General features: G+C 62.0%; 17 protein-coding genes. 4 read left to right on the top strand and 13 right to left on the bottom strand.

The features are described 5' to 3' along the window. Positions 1-44: 44 nt before the first annotated feature. Positions 45-434 (bottom strand): YybH family protein, encoded by a 390-nt coding sequence (locus WBB14_RS04950; RefSeq protein ID WP_424238822.1) that lies wholly within the window; start codon positions 432-434, stop codon positions 45-47. 236 nt (positions 435-670) lie between these two features. Then, positions 671-1651 (bottom strand): GlxA family transcriptional regulator, encoded by a 981-nt coding sequence (locus WBB14_RS04945; RefSeq protein WP_424238821.1) that lies wholly within the window; start codon positions 1649-1651, stop codon positions 671-673. A gap of 76 nt (positions 1652-1727) precedes the next feature. On the opposite strand from WBB14_RS04945, the gene WBB14_RS04940 reads away from it, so the two are divergent. Together WBB14_RS04940 and WBB14_RS04935 are read left to right on the top strand one after the other, a co-directional pair. Further along, positions 1728-3632, top strand: coding sequence for an amidohydrolase (locus WBB14_RS04940; RefSeq protein ID WP_424238820.1), 1905 nt, complete (start codon positions 1728-1730; stop codon positions 3630-3632). 3 nt (positions 3633-3635) lie between these two features. Next, the gene (locus WBB14_RS04935; RefSeq protein WP_424238819.1) at positions 3636-4067 is read left to right on the top strand and encodes a helix-turn-helix domain-containing protein; all 432 of its coding nucleotides are present in this window, start codon (positions 3636-3638) and stop codon (positions 4065-4067) included. Here the strand turns inward: WBB14_RS04935 and WBB14_RS04930 are convergent. The 4 genes from WBB14_RS04930 to WBB14_RS04915 form a co-directional block, all read right to left on the bottom strand. Then, on the bottom strand, positions 4033-5532 hold the full coding sequence (locus WBB14_RS04930; RefSeq protein WP_424238818.1) for an aldehyde dehydrogenase family protein: 1500 nt from the start codon (positions 5530-5532) through the stop codon (positions 4033-4035). The two genes, WBB14_RS04935 and WBB14_RS04930, sit on opposite strands and share 35 nt — an antisense overlap. A gap of 148 nt (positions 5533-5680) precedes the next feature. Further along, positions 5681-6679, bottom strand: a complete 999-nt coding sequence (locus WBB14_RS04925) for a Bug family tripartite tricarboxylate transporter substrate binding protein (RefSeq protein WP_424238817.1) — start codon at positions 6677-6679, stop codon at positions 5681-5683. Positions 6680-6726: 47 nt separating this feature from the next. Further along, positions 6727-8646, bottom strand: a complete 1920-nt coding sequence (locus WBB14_RS04920) for an alkyl/aryl-sulfatase (protein ID WP_424238816.1) — start codon at positions 8644-8646, stop codon at positions 6727-6729. A 23-nt stretch (positions 8647-8669) separates the two neighbouring features. Continuing rightward, entirely contained in the window at positions 8670-9746 is a 1077-nt protein-coding gene (locus tag WBB14_RS04915; protein ID WP_424238815.1) for an alcohol dehydrogenase, read from the bottom strand. A gap of 141 nt (positions 9747-9887) precedes the next feature. On the opposite strand from WBB14_RS04915, the gene WBB14_RS04910 reads away from it, so the two are divergent. Next, entirely contained in the window at positions 9888-10634 is a 747-nt protein-coding gene (locus WBB14_RS04910) for a TetR/AcrR family transcriptional regulator (protein WP_424238814.1), read from the top strand. A gap of 11 nt (positions 10635-10645) precedes the next feature. Here WBB14_RS04910 and WBB14_RS04905 read toward each other — a convergent pair whose 3' ends face one another. Genes WBB14_RS04905 through WBB14_RS04890 form a run of 4 tightly spaced genes read right to left on the bottom strand, consistent with a single transcriptional unit; the run spans position 10646 to position 15680 of the window. After that, on the bottom strand, positions 10646-11818 hold the full coding sequence (locus WBB14_RS04905; protein WP_424238813.1) for an iron-containing alcohol dehydrogenase: 1173 nt from the start codon (positions 11816-11818) through the stop codon (positions 10646-10648). Beyond that, positions 11815-12810 carry an alpha/beta hydrolase gene (locus WBB14_RS04900; protein WP_424238812.1) on the bottom strand — a complete coding sequence of 332 codons (996 nt, stop codon included), beginning with the start codon at positions 12808-12810 and terminating at the stop codon, positions 11815-11817. The genes WBB14_RS04905 and WBB14_RS04900 overlap by 4 nt, the downstream gene beginning before the upstream one ends. Beyond that, positions 12807-14282 carry a flavin-containing monooxygenase gene (locus tag WBB14_RS04895; RefSeq protein WP_424238811.1) on the bottom strand — a complete coding sequence of 492 codons (1476 nt, stop codon included), beginning with the start codon at positions 14280-14282 and terminating at the stop codon, positions 12807-12809. Before WBB14_RS04895 ends, WBB14_RS04900 begins: the two co-directional genes overlap by 4 nt. Positions 14283-14303: 21 nt before the next feature. Continuing rightward, on the bottom strand, positions 14304-15680 hold the full coding sequence (locus tag WBB14_RS04890) for an MFS transporter (protein ID WP_424238810.1): 1377 nt from the start codon (positions 15678-15680) through the stop codon (positions 14304-14306). Between the two features lie 196 nt (positions 15681-15876). Here WBB14_RS04890 and WBB14_RS04885 point away from each other — a divergent pair, with 196 nt between their 5' ends. Next, the gene (locus WBB14_RS04885) at positions 15877-16818 is read left to right on the top strand and encodes a helix-turn-helix domain-containing protein (protein WP_424238809.1); all 942 of its coding nucleotides are present in this window, start codon (positions 15877-15879) and stop codon (positions 16816-16818) included. Between the two features lie 52 nt (positions 16819-16870). Here WBB14_RS04885 and dsbG read toward each other — a convergent pair whose 3' ends face one another. The 3 genes from dsbG to dsbD are packed head-to-tail and all read right to left on the bottom strand — an operon-like array spanning position 16871 to position 20325. Then, a complete protein-coding gene (dsbG, locus tag WBB14_RS04880) occupies positions 16871-17644 on the bottom strand; it encodes a thiol:disulfide interchange protein DsbG (RefSeq protein WP_424238808.1) in 774 nt (257 codons plus the stop codon). Between the two features lie 9 nt (positions 17645-17653). Next, positions 17654-18490 (bottom strand): prolipoprotein diacylglyceryl transferase family protein, encoded by an 837-nt coding sequence (locus tag WBB14_RS04875; RefSeq protein ID WP_424238807.1) that lies wholly within the window; start codon positions 18488-18490, stop codon positions 17654-17656. Next, positions 18487-20325 (bottom strand): protein-disulfide reductase DsbD, encoded by a 1839-nt coding sequence (gene dsbD / locus WBB14_RS04870; RefSeq protein WP_424238806.1) that lies wholly within the window; start codon positions 20323-20325, stop codon positions 18487-18489. Before dsbD ends, WBB14_RS04875 begins: the two co-directional genes overlap by 4 nt. Between the last annotated feature and the right edge of the window lie 208 nt (positions 20326-20533).

Here is a 20533-nt window from a genome sequence, read left to right as displayed (position 1 = left end):
CGGTTTCAGGAGATGAAGCCGCGCTTCATCAGTTCAGAAAGTGATCAGTCGCTGCCTGCGTCCGCATTGAACATGTCCCGGTGCAACAGCCACTTCCCGTCCACGGACTTCCAGATAACCAGGTAGCGGCCCTTCTCGACCACTATGGGGTCGCCCGCGGGCGTTCTTGCATAAAGCTCATAACTGCCGATCTCGTTGGCCTCCTGCCCCCTGCCCTCCACTTCGACCACCTGGAATCTCGCCCCGGTGACGCCCATCCGAAAGACCTGCTCGAAGAAGCCGCCAATGGCCGCCTTGCCGTGCAAGGTCGGCTGCCCGTTGGGCATCAGCCGGGCGTCCTCGGTGTACAGCGCGATCACCCGCGCCACATCTGAACGTTCAATTGCCGCCGCCAGGGAGTGCTCGGCCGCCTGGATCTGCTCGTGCAGTGTCATGTTAGTTTCCATCTGATCTCTCCCGATTCAAGGTCGTTGGAACTCTACCGGCGAGCCGCAGCCGTGCCATGACAAAAGACGGTCATATGCTGCCAATCCATCAGCCCGACGGGATTCCTGCGCTCCATTCGCCATGGTCCGCACGGCATGGCCAGCGCAGCTCGCCAATGAGTACGGCCGTCAGGCAGGGAAAAGAGAGGAAGGGAGATCGCCCTGCGGCGGATCTTCCCTATCGATCAGCGCTCTTCCTGGGCATGCTGCGCCCTGGGCGGGAAGCCGAAATGCCTGATGAAGGCGCGGCGTAGCTGCTGTTCGCTGCTGAAGCCGCATTCCCTGGCGATCTGTTTAAGTGAGAGATGCGCTTCGCCAAGGCGGCGGTTGACTGCCTCGACCCGGAACAGCTCGACGGTTTTCGCCGGCGTGCGGTTCACGCGCTCGACATAGCGCCGCGCGAAGGTGCGCGGCGTCATGTTGGTCTGCGCCGCGAGCGCCTCGACGCTCAGGTCGGCGGCAAGATTGTTCAGCATCCAGGCGTGCAGCGCGCCGAAATCGGCGCTCGCTCCGGACTGGCTGGCAAGTGGCGCGGAGTGCTGGGCCTGGCTCGCCGGGCGCTTGAGAAAAACCACCAGGAGCTGGGCGATTTCGATGGCGGCGGAGTAGCCACGGTCTTCCTCGATGAGCGCCAGGGCCATGTCGACCCCGGCGCTGAAGCCTGCGGTACTCCACAGTGCATCGTCGCGTACGAATATCGGATCGTGTTCGACCTGCACGTCGCGGTAGCGGTCCTGCAGCAGCGAGGCTGCCTTCCAGTGCGTGGTCAGGCGATGCCGGTGGGCCAGCCCGGCTTCCGCCACCAGGAACGCTCCCGTGCATACCGCGCACACTCGGCGGGCGCTCGGGCCTGCGGTGCGCAGCCACCCGACGACATCCAATGGCACCGGCGGGTCGTTCGGCGGCCCGCCGCCGGGTACCACCAGCGTGTCGATATCGCCGGCGGCATGGCCGCCTATGGCCTCGGTGAAGATGACGATGCCGCAGGAGGTGCGGACCATGCCTCCGGCCATCGAGGCCACGACGATCCGGTAGCCGGGTAGCTGCGGCGAGACCTGATAAGTGCTGGCGATATCGAGTGCGTCACTGATGCCGGAAATGTCCGACAGCGTGACGCCGTCGAATGCCATGATGATGATCAGTCGCGGCGTGGTGGTTGGCAGCATATGACCGTTTTTTGTCAGAGGAATGGTCGTCGGCGCAGGTAGAGTTTCCAAGCTGAGACAGCCAGGAGACTCGCCCATGCTAACAGAGGCCTATTCGAAGAAACACAAGTCGCCAAGTTTCATCTTGAACGCTGAAGCTGGCCACCCTGAAGGTTGCGGTTGCCGATTGGGCAGGTCCCGCTTCTTGACGCTGGTGGAGGAATTCGCGAAGCAAGGCGATGATGGCCTGGACTGGAGAGTTCCGGTACGGCTGGTTCAACCTTTTCACTGGACTTGCGGCGCGGAATCCTATCAGCGGCAGATTTTCGCGCGCACGGCCGGAGCAACTTCCAACGTCCTGCATAGTGCGCTTTTGGCCGCATCCGTACATCCTTCCGCTGCGCCGGCAGGCGCGGAGGAATTGCACAAGGGGCGGACCGGGAACGATGGCGGCATCGACACGATTCTCATCAACGGCAGTATCTTCACCGGCGATCCCGACGTGCCCTGGTGCGAAGCGCTGGCGATCAGCGATGGCCTGGTCCAGGCCATCGGCACCAGCGCCGCGATCGCCGGCCTGGCAAGCGCCGAGGCCACGATCATCGATGCGGGCGGGCGCAGGGTCATCCCCGGCTTCAACGATGCGCACATGCATCACACGCCGGACCCGTACGGCATCCGCCTGCCGGTCGATCCCATGGCCAACCCGGCCTTGGAGGACATTCGCCCCTTGATCGAGGAAGCCGTCGCCAGCGCTCCCGCAGGCACCTGGATCTACGCGACCATGGGCGAGCGCCTGATCAACGACAAGCGCCTTGATCGCCTGGTGCTCGACCAGATTGCCCCCGGGCATCCCATCATCTTCCTGGGCATGACCAACCACACCAACGTGGTGAACAGCGCGGCAATGCAGCGGCTGGGCATCCGTGACGACGAGCCCGACCCGCTGGGCGGCCACTTCGAGCGGGTTGCTGGCTCCCGGCGCTTGTCGGGGCGGATCAACGAGTACGCGCAATGGTCGCCGCAGCGTTGCTTCGCGTCAATGGCGACCGTCGACGAAGGCGTCGCGAGCCTGCGCGCCCTCGCCGACGACTGCGTGCGCTGGGGAATCACCAGCGTCCAGAACATGTCGTGGACTCCGCCTGAGCGCTACCTGGAGATGGCCAAGAGCGCCGACCTTCCGATCAAATTGCGCCTGATCCGCTTCCCTCCCACCGGCCCCGAGGGACGGGTGCTGAGCGAGGGGCGCGGCCTTCCCCGCCATCTGGGCGCCAGGCTGGAGTTCCACGGCACCAAGTGGATCCTCGACGGAACTCCAGTCGAGGGCGCCGCGGCTATCGGTCGGCCCTATGCGCCGGACTCGCAGAACCAGGGCAGCGAGAATTTCCTGCCGTCGGAAATCCCCCGCATGCTGCAGGAAAGCCTGGGCGCCGATGAGCAATTGCTGCTGCATGCCATCGGCGCCAGGACGCTGGATAGCGTGCTGGATGCATTGGAAACTTCCAATCTCGAAGTGGACTGGGCGCTGCGCAATCTGCGCATCGAGCACGGGGACGGCTTGACCGGGACCCAGATTCCCCGGGTCAAGGCGTCGGGCGCCATGGTTGTGCAAAACCCGACGCATTTCTGGTTCTACGACGACGGTTCTGTCTTCAGTATCTTCGATGGCGCGTTCCAGAGTCTGTTGGACGCCGGCATCACGGTCGGCATCGGCTCGGACGGACCGCTCAATCCGTTCATCAATCTGCTGGCCGCGATCCAGCATCCCGCGCGCGCGCACGAAGCCATGTCGCTCGGCGATGCGGTACGCGCCTATACCCACGGCAGCGCGGTCGCGGAGGGCAAGGGACAGACCAAGGGAAGGCTCGCGCCCGGCTTCGCCGCCGACATCGCGGTGCTGTCGCAGGATATCTTCTCGATCGACCCGCAGCAGCTGCCTGCCACCCGGAGCGTCTTGACGCTGGTGGATGGCGCGGTGGTCTTCCGCGACGCCTGCATTTGACTCATGATGCGCCCGCCCGCGGGGCAGCCTGACGGAATCCCCCAGACAGCCGCCCTGCTCTTTCGGCAAGCATTGCAGCTGATCGACGGACAGTTGCAGGAAGAGGGGCTGACTCCCGGGCTTCTGGCCAAGCAATTGCGCCTGTCGCGCAGGCGCCTGTATCAGGTGTTCGAAGCGCAAGGCGAGACCGTCAGCCGCTGCATCCAGGCGCGGCGGCTGGCGCAGGTCGCCCGGGACTTGCTGTCGGAACGCCTGGAGCACCAGTCGATCACCCATATCGCTTTCAAGTGGGGCTTTTCCGATTCGGCGCACTTCAGCCGGGCCTTCAAGCGGCATTTCGCTTTATCGCCTCGCGCCTTCCGGGCGCGGGCGCCCTCCCCGGCGCCCGCGACTCGCGCGGTCAGTAGGTCAGGCACACCGACTTCAGCTCGGTAAAGCCTTCGATGGCGCTGCGTCCGAACTCACGCCCCATGCCGGACTCCTTGTAGCCGCCGAAGGGCAGATTGGGATCGACCGGAACGTGGTTGTTGACCCACACCGTACCGGCCTCTATCCGCGGGATCAGAGCCAGCGCGCGGGACAGGTCGTTGGTCCAGACGCTGGCGGTGAGACCAAAGCGGTTGTCGTTGACCATGGATACCGCGTCGTCCAGGTCGTCGAAGGCCAGGACGGACAGTACGGGTCCAAAGATTTCCTCCTGCACCACCGTCATCTTCTGTTCCAGCCCGGCCAACACGGTGGGTTGGACGTAGTAGCCTGGCAGCTGCGGCGCCATGCCTCCCGTGCAGAATTGCGCACCTTCGGCGCGCGCGATCTCCAGGTAACGCAGCACGTTGCCTTGTTGTTTGCGCGATGCCAGCGGATTGATCTGCGCCGTCGGGTCCATGCCAGGTCCGATGCTCATGCGGGAGACCTGGCTGCTCAGGGCATCCAGGAAATCGCCGTAGCGGCTCGCATGCACGTAGAACCGCGAGGCCGCGGCGCAGACCTGGCCTTGGTTGACCAGGCCACCGCCAATGGCGCCGGCAACCGCCTTTTCCAGGTCGGCATCCTCCAGTACCAGCATCGGATTCTTCCCGCCAAGCTCCAGAGTGAAGCGGGCCATGTTTTGCACGGCAGCCATGCCGACCTGCTTGCCCACCGCGGTTGATCCCGTAAAGGAAATTTTGCTGACCAGCGGATGGCTCGTCAACGCCGGACCGAGCTTGCTGCCGCGCCCTATCAGGACGTTGAACACACCTGGAGGAATGCCCGCCTCCACCGCCAGCTCCGCGACGCGTAGCGCCGTCAGTGGCGTTTCGTCCGCCGGTTTGATGACGATGGTGCAACCGCAAGCCAGCGCAGGCATGACCTTCCACAAGGCAATCATCAACGGGAAATTCCAGGGGACTATTCCAGCCACGACGCCGACGGGTTCCCGCCGCGTATAGGCACTGAAGCGGGCTCCCTGCGGCACCGGAATGGACACATCCAGGGTCTGGCCTTCGATCTTGGTAGCCCAGCCCGCCATGTAACGCATGTAGTTGACCGAGGCGCCCACTTCGATACCGCGGGAGATATGAATCGATTTTCCTTGGTTCAAGGTTTCCAGCTGGGCGAGTTCTTCACCGTTCGCCTCCACCAGATCGGCGAAACGCAGCAGGATCCGCTCGCGTTCGGAAGGCTTCAATCCCGTCCAGATGCCCGATTTGAAGGCCGCGTGGGCGGAGCGGACTAACTGTTCCACCTGGCTGGCGTCCGCGGCGTTCACTTGGCAAAGCACCTGCGCGCTGGATGGGTCGTACACGTCAAGCACCTCGCCGTTGGCGCCGGACAGTTGCCTGCCGTCGACGAAGGAACCGTGGCGGCGCGCGAGGAAGGAATCGACGCTCGCGAGTCTTGCTGTCGTGGGTGTGCTCAAGGGTATTTCCTCCGGTTGATCGGCCCAAGGGCCATTACCGCCAGGAGGCTACCCGGAGGCGCCGCTGCCATCTTGACTCAGCGTGCAACTCATCCTCAGGCGAAGGATCGCGCCGGGGACATAGGCTCGATACTCCCCTTCCTGGCGTTCAGTCGAGTGGTTGGAAGTTGGTTTTCTGAACGAATGCCTGGTAGCGCTCGGACGCGGCAGCCAGATCCTCACCGTACTGTTTGGCCTGCTTGAAGTCTGGCCGGTATTCAAGGATCCGCAAGGCGTTGAGGACACTGGCCTCTCCCATCGCCTTCTGCACGGCCTCCTGCATTCGGAGAATGGTCTTCTCCGGCGTTCCCTTTTTCGCGACAATGCCGATGGATTCCTCGAAAATGAGATCGCCATAGCCCAGTTCAGCAAGGGTTGGGACCTCGGGCGAGAATGGGGAACGGGTAGCAGTGCTCACAGCCAGGACCTTGACCTTGCCGGCTTTTGCGAGCTCGACAAAATTGCTCGACAGGTTGATCGCCACGTCCACTTCGCCAGCCAGTACCGCTTGGGTCAGTTGGGGACCACCCCGGTACAAGATGGGCTCCAATGCCAAATCCTCGGCTTTCGAGAGCAAGTTACCGACGAAGTCAGTCCCGCTCCCACGGCTGGGTACACCGAAGGTGCCTCTCTTGGTCTCCTTGGCCCAGGCGACGAATTCCTTGAGCGTCGAGAACGGCGAATCGCTGCGCGTAACCACTGAGACGTGGTAGTCGCATATCTTGCAAACAGGTACGAAGTTGTTCGGATCGTAGGAAAGCTTCTTGTAGACATGAGGAAAGGACGCGAGCATGGCAGCCGGTGTCAGGCCAAAGGCTGATCCGTCGGCAGCCTGGTTGCCCAGCCAGTCCAGGGCAATTCTGCCTCCCGCGCCGGTCTTGTTTTGAACCACTATGGGTTGATTGAGTTCGCGCTGCCCTGCCTCGGCCAACGCCCGGGCCACAAGGTCGGGTCCTCCGCCGGCGGGAAAGCCTACAACCAGGGTAATCGGTCCATTCGATTGCGCGTGCGCAGCAACCGAGCCAGTCAGCGCGGCGCCAACGCCAGCAAAGCGTACGGCAACGGCGCTGGCCCCGATCTTCGTCAAGAAATCGCGTCTTGTAGACATCTGTGTCTCCTCACAGTTAGTAGGTCACATGGGGGATGAGGCCGTTTTCAGGGCTCCACGACGTTGAAAAGCGGATCGAACGAGTCCAGTCCGGCCAGGAGAGAAAGAACAGGTCCGGCATTGCCGTCGATCCGGACGTCGCCGCTGTCGACGGCTCCTGAAAACCCGATTTCTGCCTGTAGCGCCTGAAATAGTCCCGCGCGCGTGGTCTGAAGCACCGCGTCGGCCGCGTCGCCGTGTGATCCCGGGCGATGGCTCAGCGCGCCATTGCTGAGTGTCACTTTGGTGCAGCTCTGCTCGTCGGTCATGTGCCAATCAAAACGGATGGTCTGCCCCTCGACCGCCTCGCCCACGACACGAATGGCGATGAAGTCAAAGAACAGTGGCATCGGCAGCTTGGACACCACGCCGGGGCTGATGCGGTTGCCATCCTTCTCGCGCGGCCGCAGACCCTCGCGCAGCTCACGCGCGCCGAGCAGATATGCGTTGCGCCAAGTGGCTGATTCTGCTTGATATCCCAGTTGCTCGAAGGCGTCGGCGCAGAGCTCGCGCGCTGCCCTGTTCGCCGGATCGGCAAACACCGCATGATTCATGATCTGCGCCACCCAGCGGAACTCTCCGCGCTCAAAGTCTTCACGGGCGCGGGCGATGGCGCGCTCCGCGCCGCCGGCGTACTCAATGTATTTGGCCGCGGCGGCACTCGGCGGCAATGGGTTCAGGTTGACGGGATTTCCGTCGTAGGGACCCATGTAAAAGGCATAGATCGCCTGCACGTTGTGCACCACCGCGCCGTAGTACCCCCGGGTGTGCCATTGCTTGGACAAGTCGTTGGGCATCATGAGCTGCTCGGAGATTTCCCGAGGCGTCAGCCCATGGCTCATCAATCGAAGCGTCTGATCGTGGATGTATCGGTACAGATCACGCTGTTCGCTGAGATACCTGATGACCTTTTCCTTGCCCCAGGTAGGCCAATGGTGCTGAGCCAGACACACGTCTGCCTGGCCGGCGTAGAGTTCCACGCTCTCGTCCAGGTAACTTGCCCAAGCCAGCGCGTCGCGCACCTTTGCGCCGCGCAGGGGACACAGATTGTGCATCGTGTGGCACGCATTCTCGGCCATGTTGAGCGCGCGCATCTGCGGGAAGTAGAAATTCATCTCCGCCGGCGCTTCCGTGCCCGGGGTCATCTGGAAGATCACCTCGACTCCGTCGATCACCATGCGCTCGTTGGTATGCGTGATCAGGCGCGTAGGCGGGATCAGACTGGATGTTCCGGTACCCATGCCCTTGCCCAACCCGCTGTCCACGTGAGCCCGCGGGCCGGGTTCCAGGTAGGTGCCAAACTGAAATTCAGCGCGTCTGCGCGATGGGATGCCGGCGAGCAGCGACTCCGACATGACCTCTTCCATGAAGCCTTCGGGGGCAATGATCTGCACCCGCCCTGCTTCCACATCTGCCTCGCTGACCACGCCCTTCACGCCGCCATAGTGGTCCCGATGACTGTGGCTGTACATGACGGCCGCCACTTTCCGCGGGCCGAGGTGCTTCTCGTACAACTCCAGGGCGGCGCGCGCCGGTTCTTCGAACGTCAGCGGGTCGATGACGATGAGGCCGGTGTCCCCTTCGATGAAAGTGATGTTGGCGAGGTCGAAGCCACGCACTTGATATATGCGGTCGCAGACCTTGAACAAGCCGTGAATCTTGTTGAGCCGGGACATGCGCCACAGGCTCGGATTCACGGTAAAGGGAACATATGCATCATCGAGAAAGGAATAGTCCTTTTGGCTCCAGACCACCCTGCCGCTGGCGTTGCGGACCGTTGCGTCTTCGATCGTGCCGATGAACCCCCGATTGGCATTGTCGAAGTCATCGGCGTCCGAAAAATCCAGCGATGAGCGCAAGCGTTCCTGCATGGAGACCGTGCGCGGGTGCGCTTCCTTGTGCCGGCTGTTGGTTGTGTCGTGGTTCATGTTTGATCCGCCAATCGCATGGGTCAGGCGCTAGCCTGGGTGTGGGTGAAGTCCAGCACGGTCCGGCCGACGCCGCGGTGCTGGTCCAGGTCTTGGAGAATGTTGCTGATTTCGCCAGGGGCTTTGACAGTGATCGGGGGGGCTTGCAGCTTGCCGGCCTTGGCGAGCTCGAATACGCCATGCAGGTCGCTCAAGGTCCCGACGAATGAACCGACGATGGCGATGGACCGCTGAGCCACGGGAGGCATGGGCAGAGGAACTTCGCCGCCATGCAGCCCCACCAGTACGTATGTTCCGCCTTTGCGCAGGACGGAATATGGCAGGTTGAAGGTCGCAGGCATGCCCACGAAATCTATGGCGGCAGCCAGACGTGCCTCCGTGGCTTGGTTCAGCGCGTCGCGCGCCTGCGGGTCGTCGCTGCGGACCGTTCGGGCAGCGCCCTGCACCTTCGCCGCATCCAGTTTTGCGTCGTCGATATCGCAAGCCACGATGTTCCGGAACCCCATGCCCTTCAACATGGAAATGGCAAGCAGTCCGAGACCGCCGCAGCCAATGACGGAGATCCAGTCGTCGGCGCGCATTTGCGGAATGGCTTTCGCAATGGCCGAGTAGCAGGTGACGCCGGAGCAGGCCAGCGTCGCGGCGAATGCGTGGTCTATGCCGGAGACATCGACCAGGTATTTCGGATCGGGCACGAGCAGATGCGTGGCAAACGCGCCCGGCGTGGCGATGCCCACATTTCTGGGGGTGGCGCACAGCGTGGACAGGCCTTCATCGCAGGCCCAGCACTTGCCGCAGCCGATCCACGGGTAAACCACTCGCCTGTCTCCGACGGCCACGCCGCGAGCGTCCGGGCCAACGGCCTCGACGATGCCCAGCGGCTCGTGTCCCAGCGTCAGCGGCGGATTCAGACCCCGGTCTTTGAGGTAGGCACGTTTGCCCTCCCCCAGATCGAAGTAGCCGTGCCAGAGGTGTACGTCGGAGTGGCAGACACCGGAATGCGTGATCCGGACCAGGATCTCGGTTCCAGAAGGTGTCGGCGTTTCGCGCAGGCGGACCTGCAAGGGTTTGCCGTGTTCGGTTACTTCATAGCTCAGCATGCTGTCTCCAATCTGTTGCGTCGTAAGGCGGCGCCACCCAGAGAATCCAGTTTAAGTCACGTGACTTATAAAAATCAATCATATGACTTAAAAATGAAATGCGCCTTACAATCGCAACAGATCCGACACTGCGCTCCAGTCATGCCTACACCTGCCAAAGCAAGTCCGCCGACGACCAAACATTCGTCTCGTATGCCAGCGTCGAGAGGGAAAGAGAGTGCCGCCGCCCTCATCGCTACAGCTCAACGTCTGTTCGCCGAGCGCGGCATCGATGCGGTTTCTTTCCGGGAGATCGCACGAGAAGCGGGGCAGAAAAATAATTCCGCCCTCGCCTATCATTTCGGATCCAAGGAGGCCCTGATTCAGGCAATCCTTGATGCAGGGATGCAAGAGGTCAACGTATTGCGCAATGACTACGTCGATCAGCTCTACACGTCCGGGAGATACACCGATTTGCGGGCATTGGCCGAGGCGCTGGTGAGGCCTCTTGCGACCAAGCTTCTGACGGAGAAAAAAAAGACATACAACCGTTTTCTTGCTGCCGCGCAGTTGCATCCCGACATAGACTTGGGCGCAAGTTCCACAGAGGTGGACCGGGGCTTTCGACGGGTCTATGAATTGGTTGAGGCAGCGCTGCCAAGCATTCCCGGACCGATCCTGAGACAGCGTTGGCTCGCCAGCATCAGCTTCATGATGTTTGCTTTGGCTGACTATGAGCGCCTCAGCGCCAGGCGCAGCAAATCCGGGCAGTCATTCGACATTCATCGCGCTATCGAGAATCTCATCGACATGCTGACGGGAGCATTGGCGGCTCCCGTCTCCGTGGAAGCTGCGAGTCGCCTCACGAACCCGATTCCTCCGTCTGAAAATCTGGCCGTCGACGGATAGCGCGCTTCCAACTAGGGAATTGGCGGATCGAACGCGGCCGCATAGATCGCCAAGGCGTCAGCCTGCGTAACTTCGCGCGGGTTATTCATCAGCAGACGGGTTTGCAGCATGGCATCGCTGGCCATGCGGGCCAGGTCGTCCTGTTGTACGCCGACCTCCCGCAAGCTGCGCGGGATGCCCGTGTCGGCGACCAGCCTTTCAAAATAGCCGGCAAGCGCCGCTGTCTTGGCTTCGTCGCTGCCGGTAGTGCCGGGCACGACTACCTCGGCAATCTGCGCATAGAGCTTGCTGGCGGCCGGTGCGTTGAATTTCAACACGGGCGCAAGCACCAGCGAATTCGATAGTCCGTGCGGCACATGGAAGATGCCGCCGATGGGATATGCCAGCGCATGTACGGCGCCGACCGGCGAATTGGCGAAGGACTGGCCGGCAAACATTGCGCCCAGCAGCATGGCTTCACGCGCTTCCCGATTTTTACCGTCCCGGCATGCGCTCAGGATGTTGCGGGACAACAGCTCCAGAGCCTTGATCGCCAGCATGTCCGATACGGGGTTCTTCAGGCGGGCTGAAGTGTAGGCCTCTATGGCATGTACCATCGCGTCGATCCCGGTATAGGCTGTGGCGGCGCCAGGCAGTCCTATGCTCAGCTCTGCATCAAGAACTGCGAGATCTGCGTACAGCTGCGGCGCGACCACGCCCATCTTGGCGGTGCCTCCGGTCGTCACGATGGATACCGCCGTCACTTCCGAGCCGGTGCCGGCGGTAGTCGGCATCTGCACCAACGGCAGGCGCGGGCCAGCCACCTTGCCCACGCCATACATGTCTTCCAGTGGTTGCTGACCAGGCAACAGGACGGCCAACAGCTTTGCCACATCCATTGATGAGCCGCCACCAAGGCCAAGCACCACCTGGATATCTGCCTCTCGGGCGCGCTCAGCGGCTTCGAGCACGATGTGCGCAGGAGGATCGGCGATCACATCATCGATCACGGTAACCTGCCAGTGGTGCTTGGCCAGATCAGCCAGAGCCGAGGCCAGGAGACCGCTCTCGTGCAGGAAGCGATCAGTGACAACGCACAGCCGGACCAAAGACGGATACTGCTTGCGCAGAATCGCGCCAAGCTGGCGCGCCACGCCGAATTCGGAAATGACCGTGGGGACCGTCTGGAAGTGAAAGGAGTTCATGGAACTATGCACCAAGGTTGTTGTAGCGTTTCGCGCAGGAACGAGGCCGCCCGGATTGTCATGGAGCGCCCGGTGCCGATACGGCCCGCGGATGTGACGATGCCGTGCGCGTGCGCTGGCAGATGGTGATGCTCGACGCGCACGCCGGCGGCGATGGCTCGTGCGGCATAGGCCACCCCTTCGTCGGCCAGCGGATCCAGTCCGCAGCTGAGCAGGAACATCGGCGCTGGGGACAATCGTGGCGCCAATAGCGGGGAAAGGCGCGGATCGTCCCAGGCCGTGCCGGGGCGGACGTAGTGGTTGCGGAACCAGCGCATCGAGCCAGCGGTCAGCGGGAAGCCGGACGCAATGCGGCGGTATGACGCCGTATCGCCGCGCAGATCGGTCACCGGATAGAACAGCACCCGCGCTCGCAAGCAGCAGCCCCGCGGCACCAGCGCGTCCGAGTTCGCCAGAACCGCGGCCAGATTTCCGCCCGCGCTATCACCCGCAACGCTCAGGCGCAGCGGGTCTACACCGAGCGTGTCGGCATTGTCGGAGAGCCAGCGCAACGCCGCTGCGCAATCTTCGAGCGGTACGGGGAACGGATGCTCTGGCGCCAAGCGGTAGTCGACGGCGTACACCGCCGTTTCGCTTTCGCTGGCCAGCAGCCGGCAGACGGCATCGTGCGTATCCAGGCCGCCGATCACCCAGCCTCCGCCATGCATGAAGAGTACCGGCGGCAGGATTTCGGCCGTGCTGCCGCGATATTCACGCACGCGTATCGTCCCCCCAGGGACGGGGATTTCATGATCGCGGACCACGGCGCATTCGGTACGCGGCAAGCCGTTGGCCTCACAGCCGCGCGCGTAGTTCTCGCGCGCGGTAGCCAAGGGGACATCCTGGAAAGATACCTCCCCGTTCTCCCGGTAGGCCCGGATCAGATCGCGTGCATCCGGGGCAATGGAGGATAAGGGGATATTTTCGGCGCGTTCCGCGAGGGGCTCGCTCATCTCAATGCTCCCTCGCGCATCCACAGATAGTCGTCCGCCTTCCAGCGTACGGCGGCCCGGTATTGATCCACCGTCCCGGACCAATTGTTGATGACTTTTCCTGCCTTGTTCTTGTACCAGCTGGAGCAATCGGATGAAAACGCCGACGTGGCCATGTCCGCCTGCAGCTTGCGATTGAAGTCGCGAAATACAGGGAGTTTTACCGCAAGAGCCGCGCCCTTGAGTTCGGCAGCCCGTAATGCTTCGATAATGTAGCTCTGCTGGATTTCCAGCATGGTGATGATGGAGTTGTGGTTCAGATTGGTGTTGGGTCCATAAACCAGAAACATGTTCGGGAAGTCCGGAACGGCCATGCCGAGATAGGCTGCAGCCCCCTCCTCCCAGGAATGCGACAGGCTCGCGCCAGCCGCGCCATGTATCGCGAGGTCACCGTGAAAGGCCTGGCTGGCGAAGCCCGTACCGAAAATCACGGTGTCGAAAGGCAATTCCTCGCCGTCGGCAGTCACTATCCCCTGCGCGTAGAAGCCCTTGATCGGGCGCGTTTCGAGCGTTACGTTGGGCCGGGCGAGCGCCGGATAGAAATCGTCGGAACGCAGGATGCGTTTGCAGCCTAGTTCATAGTCCGGAGTCAGTTTGGCGCGCAGTTGGGGATCGGCGACCTGGGCGGCCAGGTGCTGCCTGGCGATGCTGACGCCCTCTTGTTGGTCGTTGGTTCCGATTTGCGTGCGCCGGAACCCCCTTTCGCGAAAGTCGTGCAGTTGCTTGCGCGAGGCCTCGAATGTGCCGGGGTCGGCCTCGTAGGCGTCCAGCTGTTCTTCTGTAAAGACCTGCTGATTGCGCGGCATGATCCAGTTTGCCGAGCGCTGGAAGACAGTCAGATGCGCTACTTCGGGGGCAATCTCGGGTACGTACTGCACGGCCGATGCGGCGTTCCCGATGGACGCCACGCGCTTGCCCCGCAAGGCTGCGCCCTCGTCCCAACGCGCCGAGTGGAAGAACTTGCCCCGGTATGCGTCCAAGCCTTCGAAGGCGGGAATGGCAGGCTGGTTCAGCTGACCCCAGGCCGGCACGAAGAACGTCGCCGTGCAGCGCTCGCCGTCAGCCATCTCGAAGCGCCACAGGCTGTTCTCCGTATCCCAGCGCGCCTCGGTAACCTCACGATTCAGACGCAAATGGGCGCGCAGGCCAAAGGCGTCTTTCAGCCGGTTCATATAGCCCAGCAGTTCTTCGCGGCCAGCGTACATGCGGCTGACCCGCAGGTGCGGGAAAAACGAATAGCAATAGAGATGCGCCTCGGTGTCGCAGGCGGCGCCCGGATAGTTGTTATCCAGCCAGACCCCGCCAATATCACTGGAGCGCTCAAGAATGACAAAGTCCTCGTCGCCATTGCGGACCAGTTGGGCTCCCATGCCCAGGCCGCCGAAGCCGGCGCCGAGTATCAGGGTACGAAAATGCGGAATGCGTTCGCTCATGATGCTTCTACTCCAATTGAATCAGGCGCCGTGGCGCTCCTGGTGGGCGCGATCCACCTCGTGCAGGGAAATGTTCCTGGTTTCCGACAGCAAGCCGAGCGCCAACAGAGACACCACGACGGTTCCTGCCAGGTAGACAACGATGGGATCGGTGCTGCCGAAGTCGCGCAGCAATACCGTTGCGACCAGCGGTGCGATGGAGCCCGCGACTATCGTCGCTATCTGGTAGCAAAAGGACGCGCCCGCATATCGCATCGAGGTCGGGAAAATTTCCGAGAAATAGGCCGCCTGGGGGCCGTAGCACAACGCCTGGAAAAAAAGTCCCAGGCAAATGACGCCGAGTATCTGGATGTTGGAGCCGGAATCCAGTCCGGGAAAGTACAAGAACGCCCAGACCAGCAGTCCTGCATAGCCGAGCCCGATACACGCCTTGCGTCCGATGCGGTCAGACAGATAGCCGCCGAACAACATCGAGAAGAATTGCATGATGTTCGCGACGAACATGATGAACATCACTGTTTGCGCGGGCAGCTTGGCATGCACGGTGAGATAGGTGATCGAGAACACGACGATGATGTAGTAGACCGTGTTCTCGCCTACGCGCAGAAGGATGCTGAAGATGGACTTTCCGGGATAGGCGATCAATGCGTCCTTGAGCGAGGCGGCTTTCTTTTTGGCCGCCTTTTGCCGGAGATAGGTCTCCACAAAAATCGGCGCGTCTTCCACGGACCGGCGGATGTAATAGCCGACAAACACGATGATTCCAGAGAGCCAGAACGCCACGCGCCAGCCCCAGTCGAGAAATGCCTCCTTGGACAACAGGGACGACAGGCTGAACAGCACGATCGACGCCAGCACGTTGCCTATGCATGCCGCCGATTGCGGATAGCTTGCCCAATAGCCACGCCGGTCAGGAGGCGAATGCTCGGAAATCAACAGCACCGCCCCGCCCCATTCGCCGCCGACGGCAAAGCCCTGGATGAATCGCAGCAATACCAGCAGCGCTGGCGCCGCGAAGCCGATGGCCTGGAACCCGGGCAGGCATCCCATCAGAAAAGTGGAAGATCCAACCAGCAGCAGGCTGAACTGCAGCAGCTTCTTTCTTCCCAGTCTGTCACCGAAATGGCCAAAGACGATGCCCCCCAGCGGCCTGGCGACGAAGCCGACGGCGTAGGTCGCGAACGCCGCGATGATGGCGCTGAGCGGGCTCTCGACGTTCGGGAAGAACAAGGGGCCAAAAACAAGTGTGCTGGCCACGCCGTAAATGAAGAACTCATACCATTCCGCGACCGTGCCGGCCATCGAGGCCGCCACCACTTTCTTGATCCCGCTGGTCTCTGCTTTTTCTGGCGGATTTCCGTCTGTGGGAGCGACGATCCCGCTGCTGCTGATGGCCATGCCAATCTCCTCCTGTTAACCGCATTTCTATGTGTTTGGGTTGAGGCGCGATCGTCCGTCTTGATCGCGCTCAAATGAATATGGAATAAAATCCATGCAGGAGAAGGAAGCGTATCGCCGGCCCAAACGCGGCGTCTTGCACCAAAGCGCAAGTGACTTGCGCCAGGCTGCAAAGAGATTCCCCCAGGAGAGACACATGCAGTTGGTTTTCGATGCTCGGCAACACGAGCTTCCGCAGCGTCGCGATCTATGGCAGGAAGCGCTATGCAGCGCCTACATAGCGCTGGATGCCGAACTGCCGGGTACGAATGGTTATCAAGGCAGTTTGTGCAAGGCAGATTTCGGCCCGGTATCCATCACCGACATCCAGCTGTCTCCACACAGGATCCGGCGGCGCAAGCAGCATCTCGCTCAGCTCGACAAGGACTGCTACTACTTGCAGATCCTCCAGAAAGGCCGCGCACAGCTCGCCCAAGGCGGTCACGAGCTGCCGTCAAACCCCGCGGTCGCGGCATTGTTCTATTCTGGCGAACCCTATGACCTGCAATGCCTCGCCGAGATACGCGCGCTCTATCTGGAAATTCCAAGGGAAAGCCTGAAAGGCCGCATGGCGCGCCAGGATCTGCCGATTGCAGGCAATGTCAGTATCGGTAACGGTATTGGCAAGCTCGCTGCACAGTTGTGCGCGAACTTGGTCGCGGAAAGCCTGGCCATCGCCGCGACCGACAAGCCGCAGCTCGGCGCGGAATTGCTGAACATCGTTGCCCTCGTGCTGGATCGAGACCCGGTTCCGGACACCGATGGCGATCCGCACCGGCTAGCCCGGTTGAGCTTGATTCAATCCTGGATCGAACAGCATTTGTCGGACCCCGGGCTGTCGCTGGAAGCAATCGCCAAGCATCACCACATCTCGGTTCGGTTGCTGCATCATTTGTTCCGCGAAGTGGGAGCCTCCCCCGCGGATTGGATCTGGAGCCGACGGCTTCAGAAGTGCCATGACCTGATCTGTTCTCAGCAGGAATTTCACCGCTCGATCACGGACATTGCGTACTCGCTGGGCTTTAGCAGCTCCTCGCATTTCAGCAATGCGTTCAAGGCTAAGTTCGGCATGCGCCCCAGCGAAGCGCGGCGGAAGTAAGCCGCGACCGCTGATCACCGTGGAGCGCCTTACGCTCTATGGCGACTTAACTTCAGCGCGGCCCCAATGCTTCGGCCAATTGCGTGCCCTGGGGCATGCCGTTGAACTTCCTTATCGAGCCATCGTTCTCCCGGACCACGATGCCAGGCGTGCCGCGAAACCCGGTCGATATCATCAGCATGTGGTTGTCTTCGAGTATCCGGAGAACCGCGTCGGGGACGCTGGCGGCGGGTTTGATGCCGCCCTGGTCAAACTTGTGTTCATTCTCAGTCAACGCGGCCGATGGATCGGACGCGCCAAGAATCGCCGCCGCCTTGGCTGGGCTGTCTGCACGGATCACGCCTACGAGCAGATGGCGAAGTTGGACTTTGCCTGCCTGCACCCAGGGACGAGCGGCTTCCCAGAACTGGTGGCAATAGGGACAATTCGCATCGGAGAAGGTATAGATAATGCGGGGCGCGTTGGATTTTCCATCCTGCACCCAGGTAGCGGACTCCAGTCGGGCCCAAGTCTTCTCGCCCATGGGCTTTTCAACCAGCTCGCGAAGCTTCGTCCTGTCGATGGGCTTGCCATTGGCGTCCAGGCGCGTACCCACGATGGCGTTGCCATCGCGGGTGACATAGATCGCAACGGGACGTTCTTCTGCCGTGCCCGCGAACGCACGCAAGCCGCCTTCCACCTCGAATTCTGCGATGACGGTGAGGCCTTGCGCTTCCAATGCCTGGATGGCTGGCGGCCGGTCCCCGTTCTGCGCCTGGCTATAGCCGGCCGCCAGCATGAGCGGGATGGCTGCGATCGACGAAAAGCGCATACGCAATGCAAACATGGTCATTCCTTATTTGGGTAAATCTTGAGCGTCGTTCGAGGGAAGATCGAAACGGCGTGACATCTTGTCCTTGAGACTGGCCATGGTGATCTCGCCTAGATGCGAATCCACCAGACGTCCCTCCGCGTCAAAGAACAGGGTCGTGGGCAAGCCGCGCGAGTTCATTGCCTGCATGGACGCGGATGCCGGGTCGAGCAGAACGTCGTTCAATGCCAGGCCTTCGCTGTCGAGAAAGGCCCGCGCCAGTTGCGCGCTCTCCCCCTGATTGATCAGAACGATGCCGACACCGGGGAACTCAGACTGCGCCTTTTCCAGCACGGGCATCTCACGGCGGCAAGGCGGACACCAACTTGCCCAAAGGTTGACGACCATCGGCTTGCCCTCGTACGACCTCAACGCGATGGGTTGGCCATCCAGCGTCACCAACTGCACATCAGGCAGGCGCGGCGACTCGTAGAGCAGTGAAAACACGGCGCCGCCTGCGAACCAGGCGACTACCCCGGCCAATACCCCGGCGTAGATGGGGCGGCGCGGCACAGACATGGACCGGGTTCGCCACCAGATGAACGCAATCGTCGCCGGCGCCCCAACCCACCAGTAATATCCACCATCGCCGATTGCAATCATCGACATGGGCGCCGCGAAATAGTCTTCCCACCAGAAGGCGATGTATCCCAGGCGGGCTGCCACGATGCCCCAAAAAACCGCGTCGAGCAGCACGGCGCCGGCAAGCCGATGAGAGGCGTCCGGCAAGCGTTTGGCCAGCGCGCGGGTCACCAGCCAGGAAAGCAGTATCGCCGCAACGACACCAATGCTTTGAATGGAGAACGGACCGATACCTATCATGGCGTGCCCACCTGGTTCAGATGCCCCAGGAAGTCAGCTGCGCTGACCTCACCCACCACACGCAGGTCTCTGCGCTCCGTGCCGTCAGGCCCCACCAGGATAAGCGTGGGCGGTCCCATGACGCCCCAGTGCTTGAGCAGGGCCTGATCGGTGGCGTCGTTGCGCGTCACGTCGGGCCGCAGTACCTGCATGCGCGCCAGCCGCTGCGCCACAGCCGGGTCGCCAAACACATTGCGCTCGATCACGTGGCAACTGATGCACCAGTCGGCGTAGAAATCGATCAAGGTCCATTGGCCCTGCGCAGCCGCTTGCGCCAGGCGCTTATCGACGTCGTCGACAGACTTGGCCTGGACGTAGGCCGGTTTGGCGGTCGCTGACGCGGCCGCCGAAGACGCGGCGCGCAGATGCGCCAACGGCTGCGACGCCGACTCGCCTCCCGACGCGGCGCCCACAAGCATGAAGATGGACCATAGGCCGGCAATGGCTCCCAGTGTGCGCAAGGCCCACATCAGACGCAGCCTTTGCGCCAGCGCTTGCGCCCAGGCCAGCAGGCCGATGGCGATAGACAATATCCAAGCTCCCGACAGCATCAGGCTTACGGTAGCTGGCAGGAACCGGTCGAGCATCATCACCGCCATTCCGACCATGACGTAGCCGAAGGCGACACGTACGCTATTCATCCAGGCGCCGGGCTTGGGCAGTATGCGGGCGCCGCAGACAGCGATCGCCAGCAGCGGCAGACCCATGCCCAGGCCCAGGGAAAACAGCGCCAGGCCGCCATACAGCGCGCTGCCCGTCTGACTGATATAGAGCAGAGCCCCCGCCAAGGGCGCGGTCATGCAGGGGCCGACCAGCAATGCCGACAAGAAACCCAGCGCCGCAGCGCCGACCACATTGCCGCCAGAACGTCCCTGGTTGGCGGATCCGAGCCGGTTCAACAATACGGACGGCAAGCGCAACTCGAACAGTCCGAACAAGGAACTGGCGAGAATCAGGAACAAGGCCGCAAACGCTCCCAGCAGCCAGGGCGATTGCAGGGTCGCCTGGAGATTGGCGCCTGCCAAGCCAGCCGCGACACCCACGGCAGCGTAGGTGCCGGCCATGGCCAACACATAGAACAGGGACGTGATGAAGGCGCGCCGCGGCTTGGCCTGGTTGCCGACGACCATGCTGGAGATGATGGGAATCATCGGCAAGGTGCAAGGCGTGAAAGCCAGCAGCAGGCCGAAGCCGAAGAACAGCAAGGTGCCTGCGATCGGCCCCAGCGTCGCAAGACGTTGGGCGGCAGCCTGGTCCTCGGCAACGTTGGCGCCGCCGCTTGCGCCCGCCTCCCGTGGAAGGGCGCTTGCCGGAGGTGGGACAGCGGGAGCATCGGCGGCTGCAGAGGCTTCAGCCGCCGTCACGGGCAAATTCACGGCCATGGTCTGCGGTGGATAACAGATCCCCCCTTCCGCACACCCTTGCCAATGCAGCGTCAGCGGACCTGTCACGGAGGCAGGAAAACGCAGGCGCAGCGCATCTCCGAGATAGATTTCCGTATTGCCAAAGAACTCATCATTCTTGGGCGTGCCTGGAGGGAGATCCAGGCGGACCTCCTCGCCCTGCCCGGAAACCAGCTTCAACGAGTGACGATAGACATAGTAGCTATCGGCAATGCGCCCTTGCGCCGTCAGCTCCCTTCCCTGCCGCTGCACTTGCGCCAGTTTGAATACATCGACCGGATCCAGGAATTCGGCTTCCTCCTTCCAGGAAAACAGTCCAGTACTCGCCCACGCACTGCCGATTGCGAGCAAACACAGAAAGACAATCGCCAGTACTCGCCGATATACAAACAACCTGATTCCTCCGGGCAATAGTCGGCCCCCCGGACCACCGGCATGCAGAGGTGAAAGGGAGCATATCCAGCGATGATGAAGGAGATCGATTAACTGAAACTAAAGAAGGGAACGCAGGCGCGGAGAGCTTGGAAATCCAGGAGCCGACCTTGCCTGGGTCAACAATTTCTGGCCTAACATATGGATCCTTGGCGCAGCGGATTGGGAT

Origin of the sequence: Achromobacter sp. (assembly GCF_049647645.1) — a bacterium.
Lineage (GTDB): Bacteria > Pseudomonadota > Gammaproteobacteria > Burkholderiales > Burkholderiaceae_B > Achromobacter.
The sequence above is the reverse complement of the archived record's forward strand: the minus strand, read 5'-3'. Positions and strand labels throughout refer to the sequence as shown.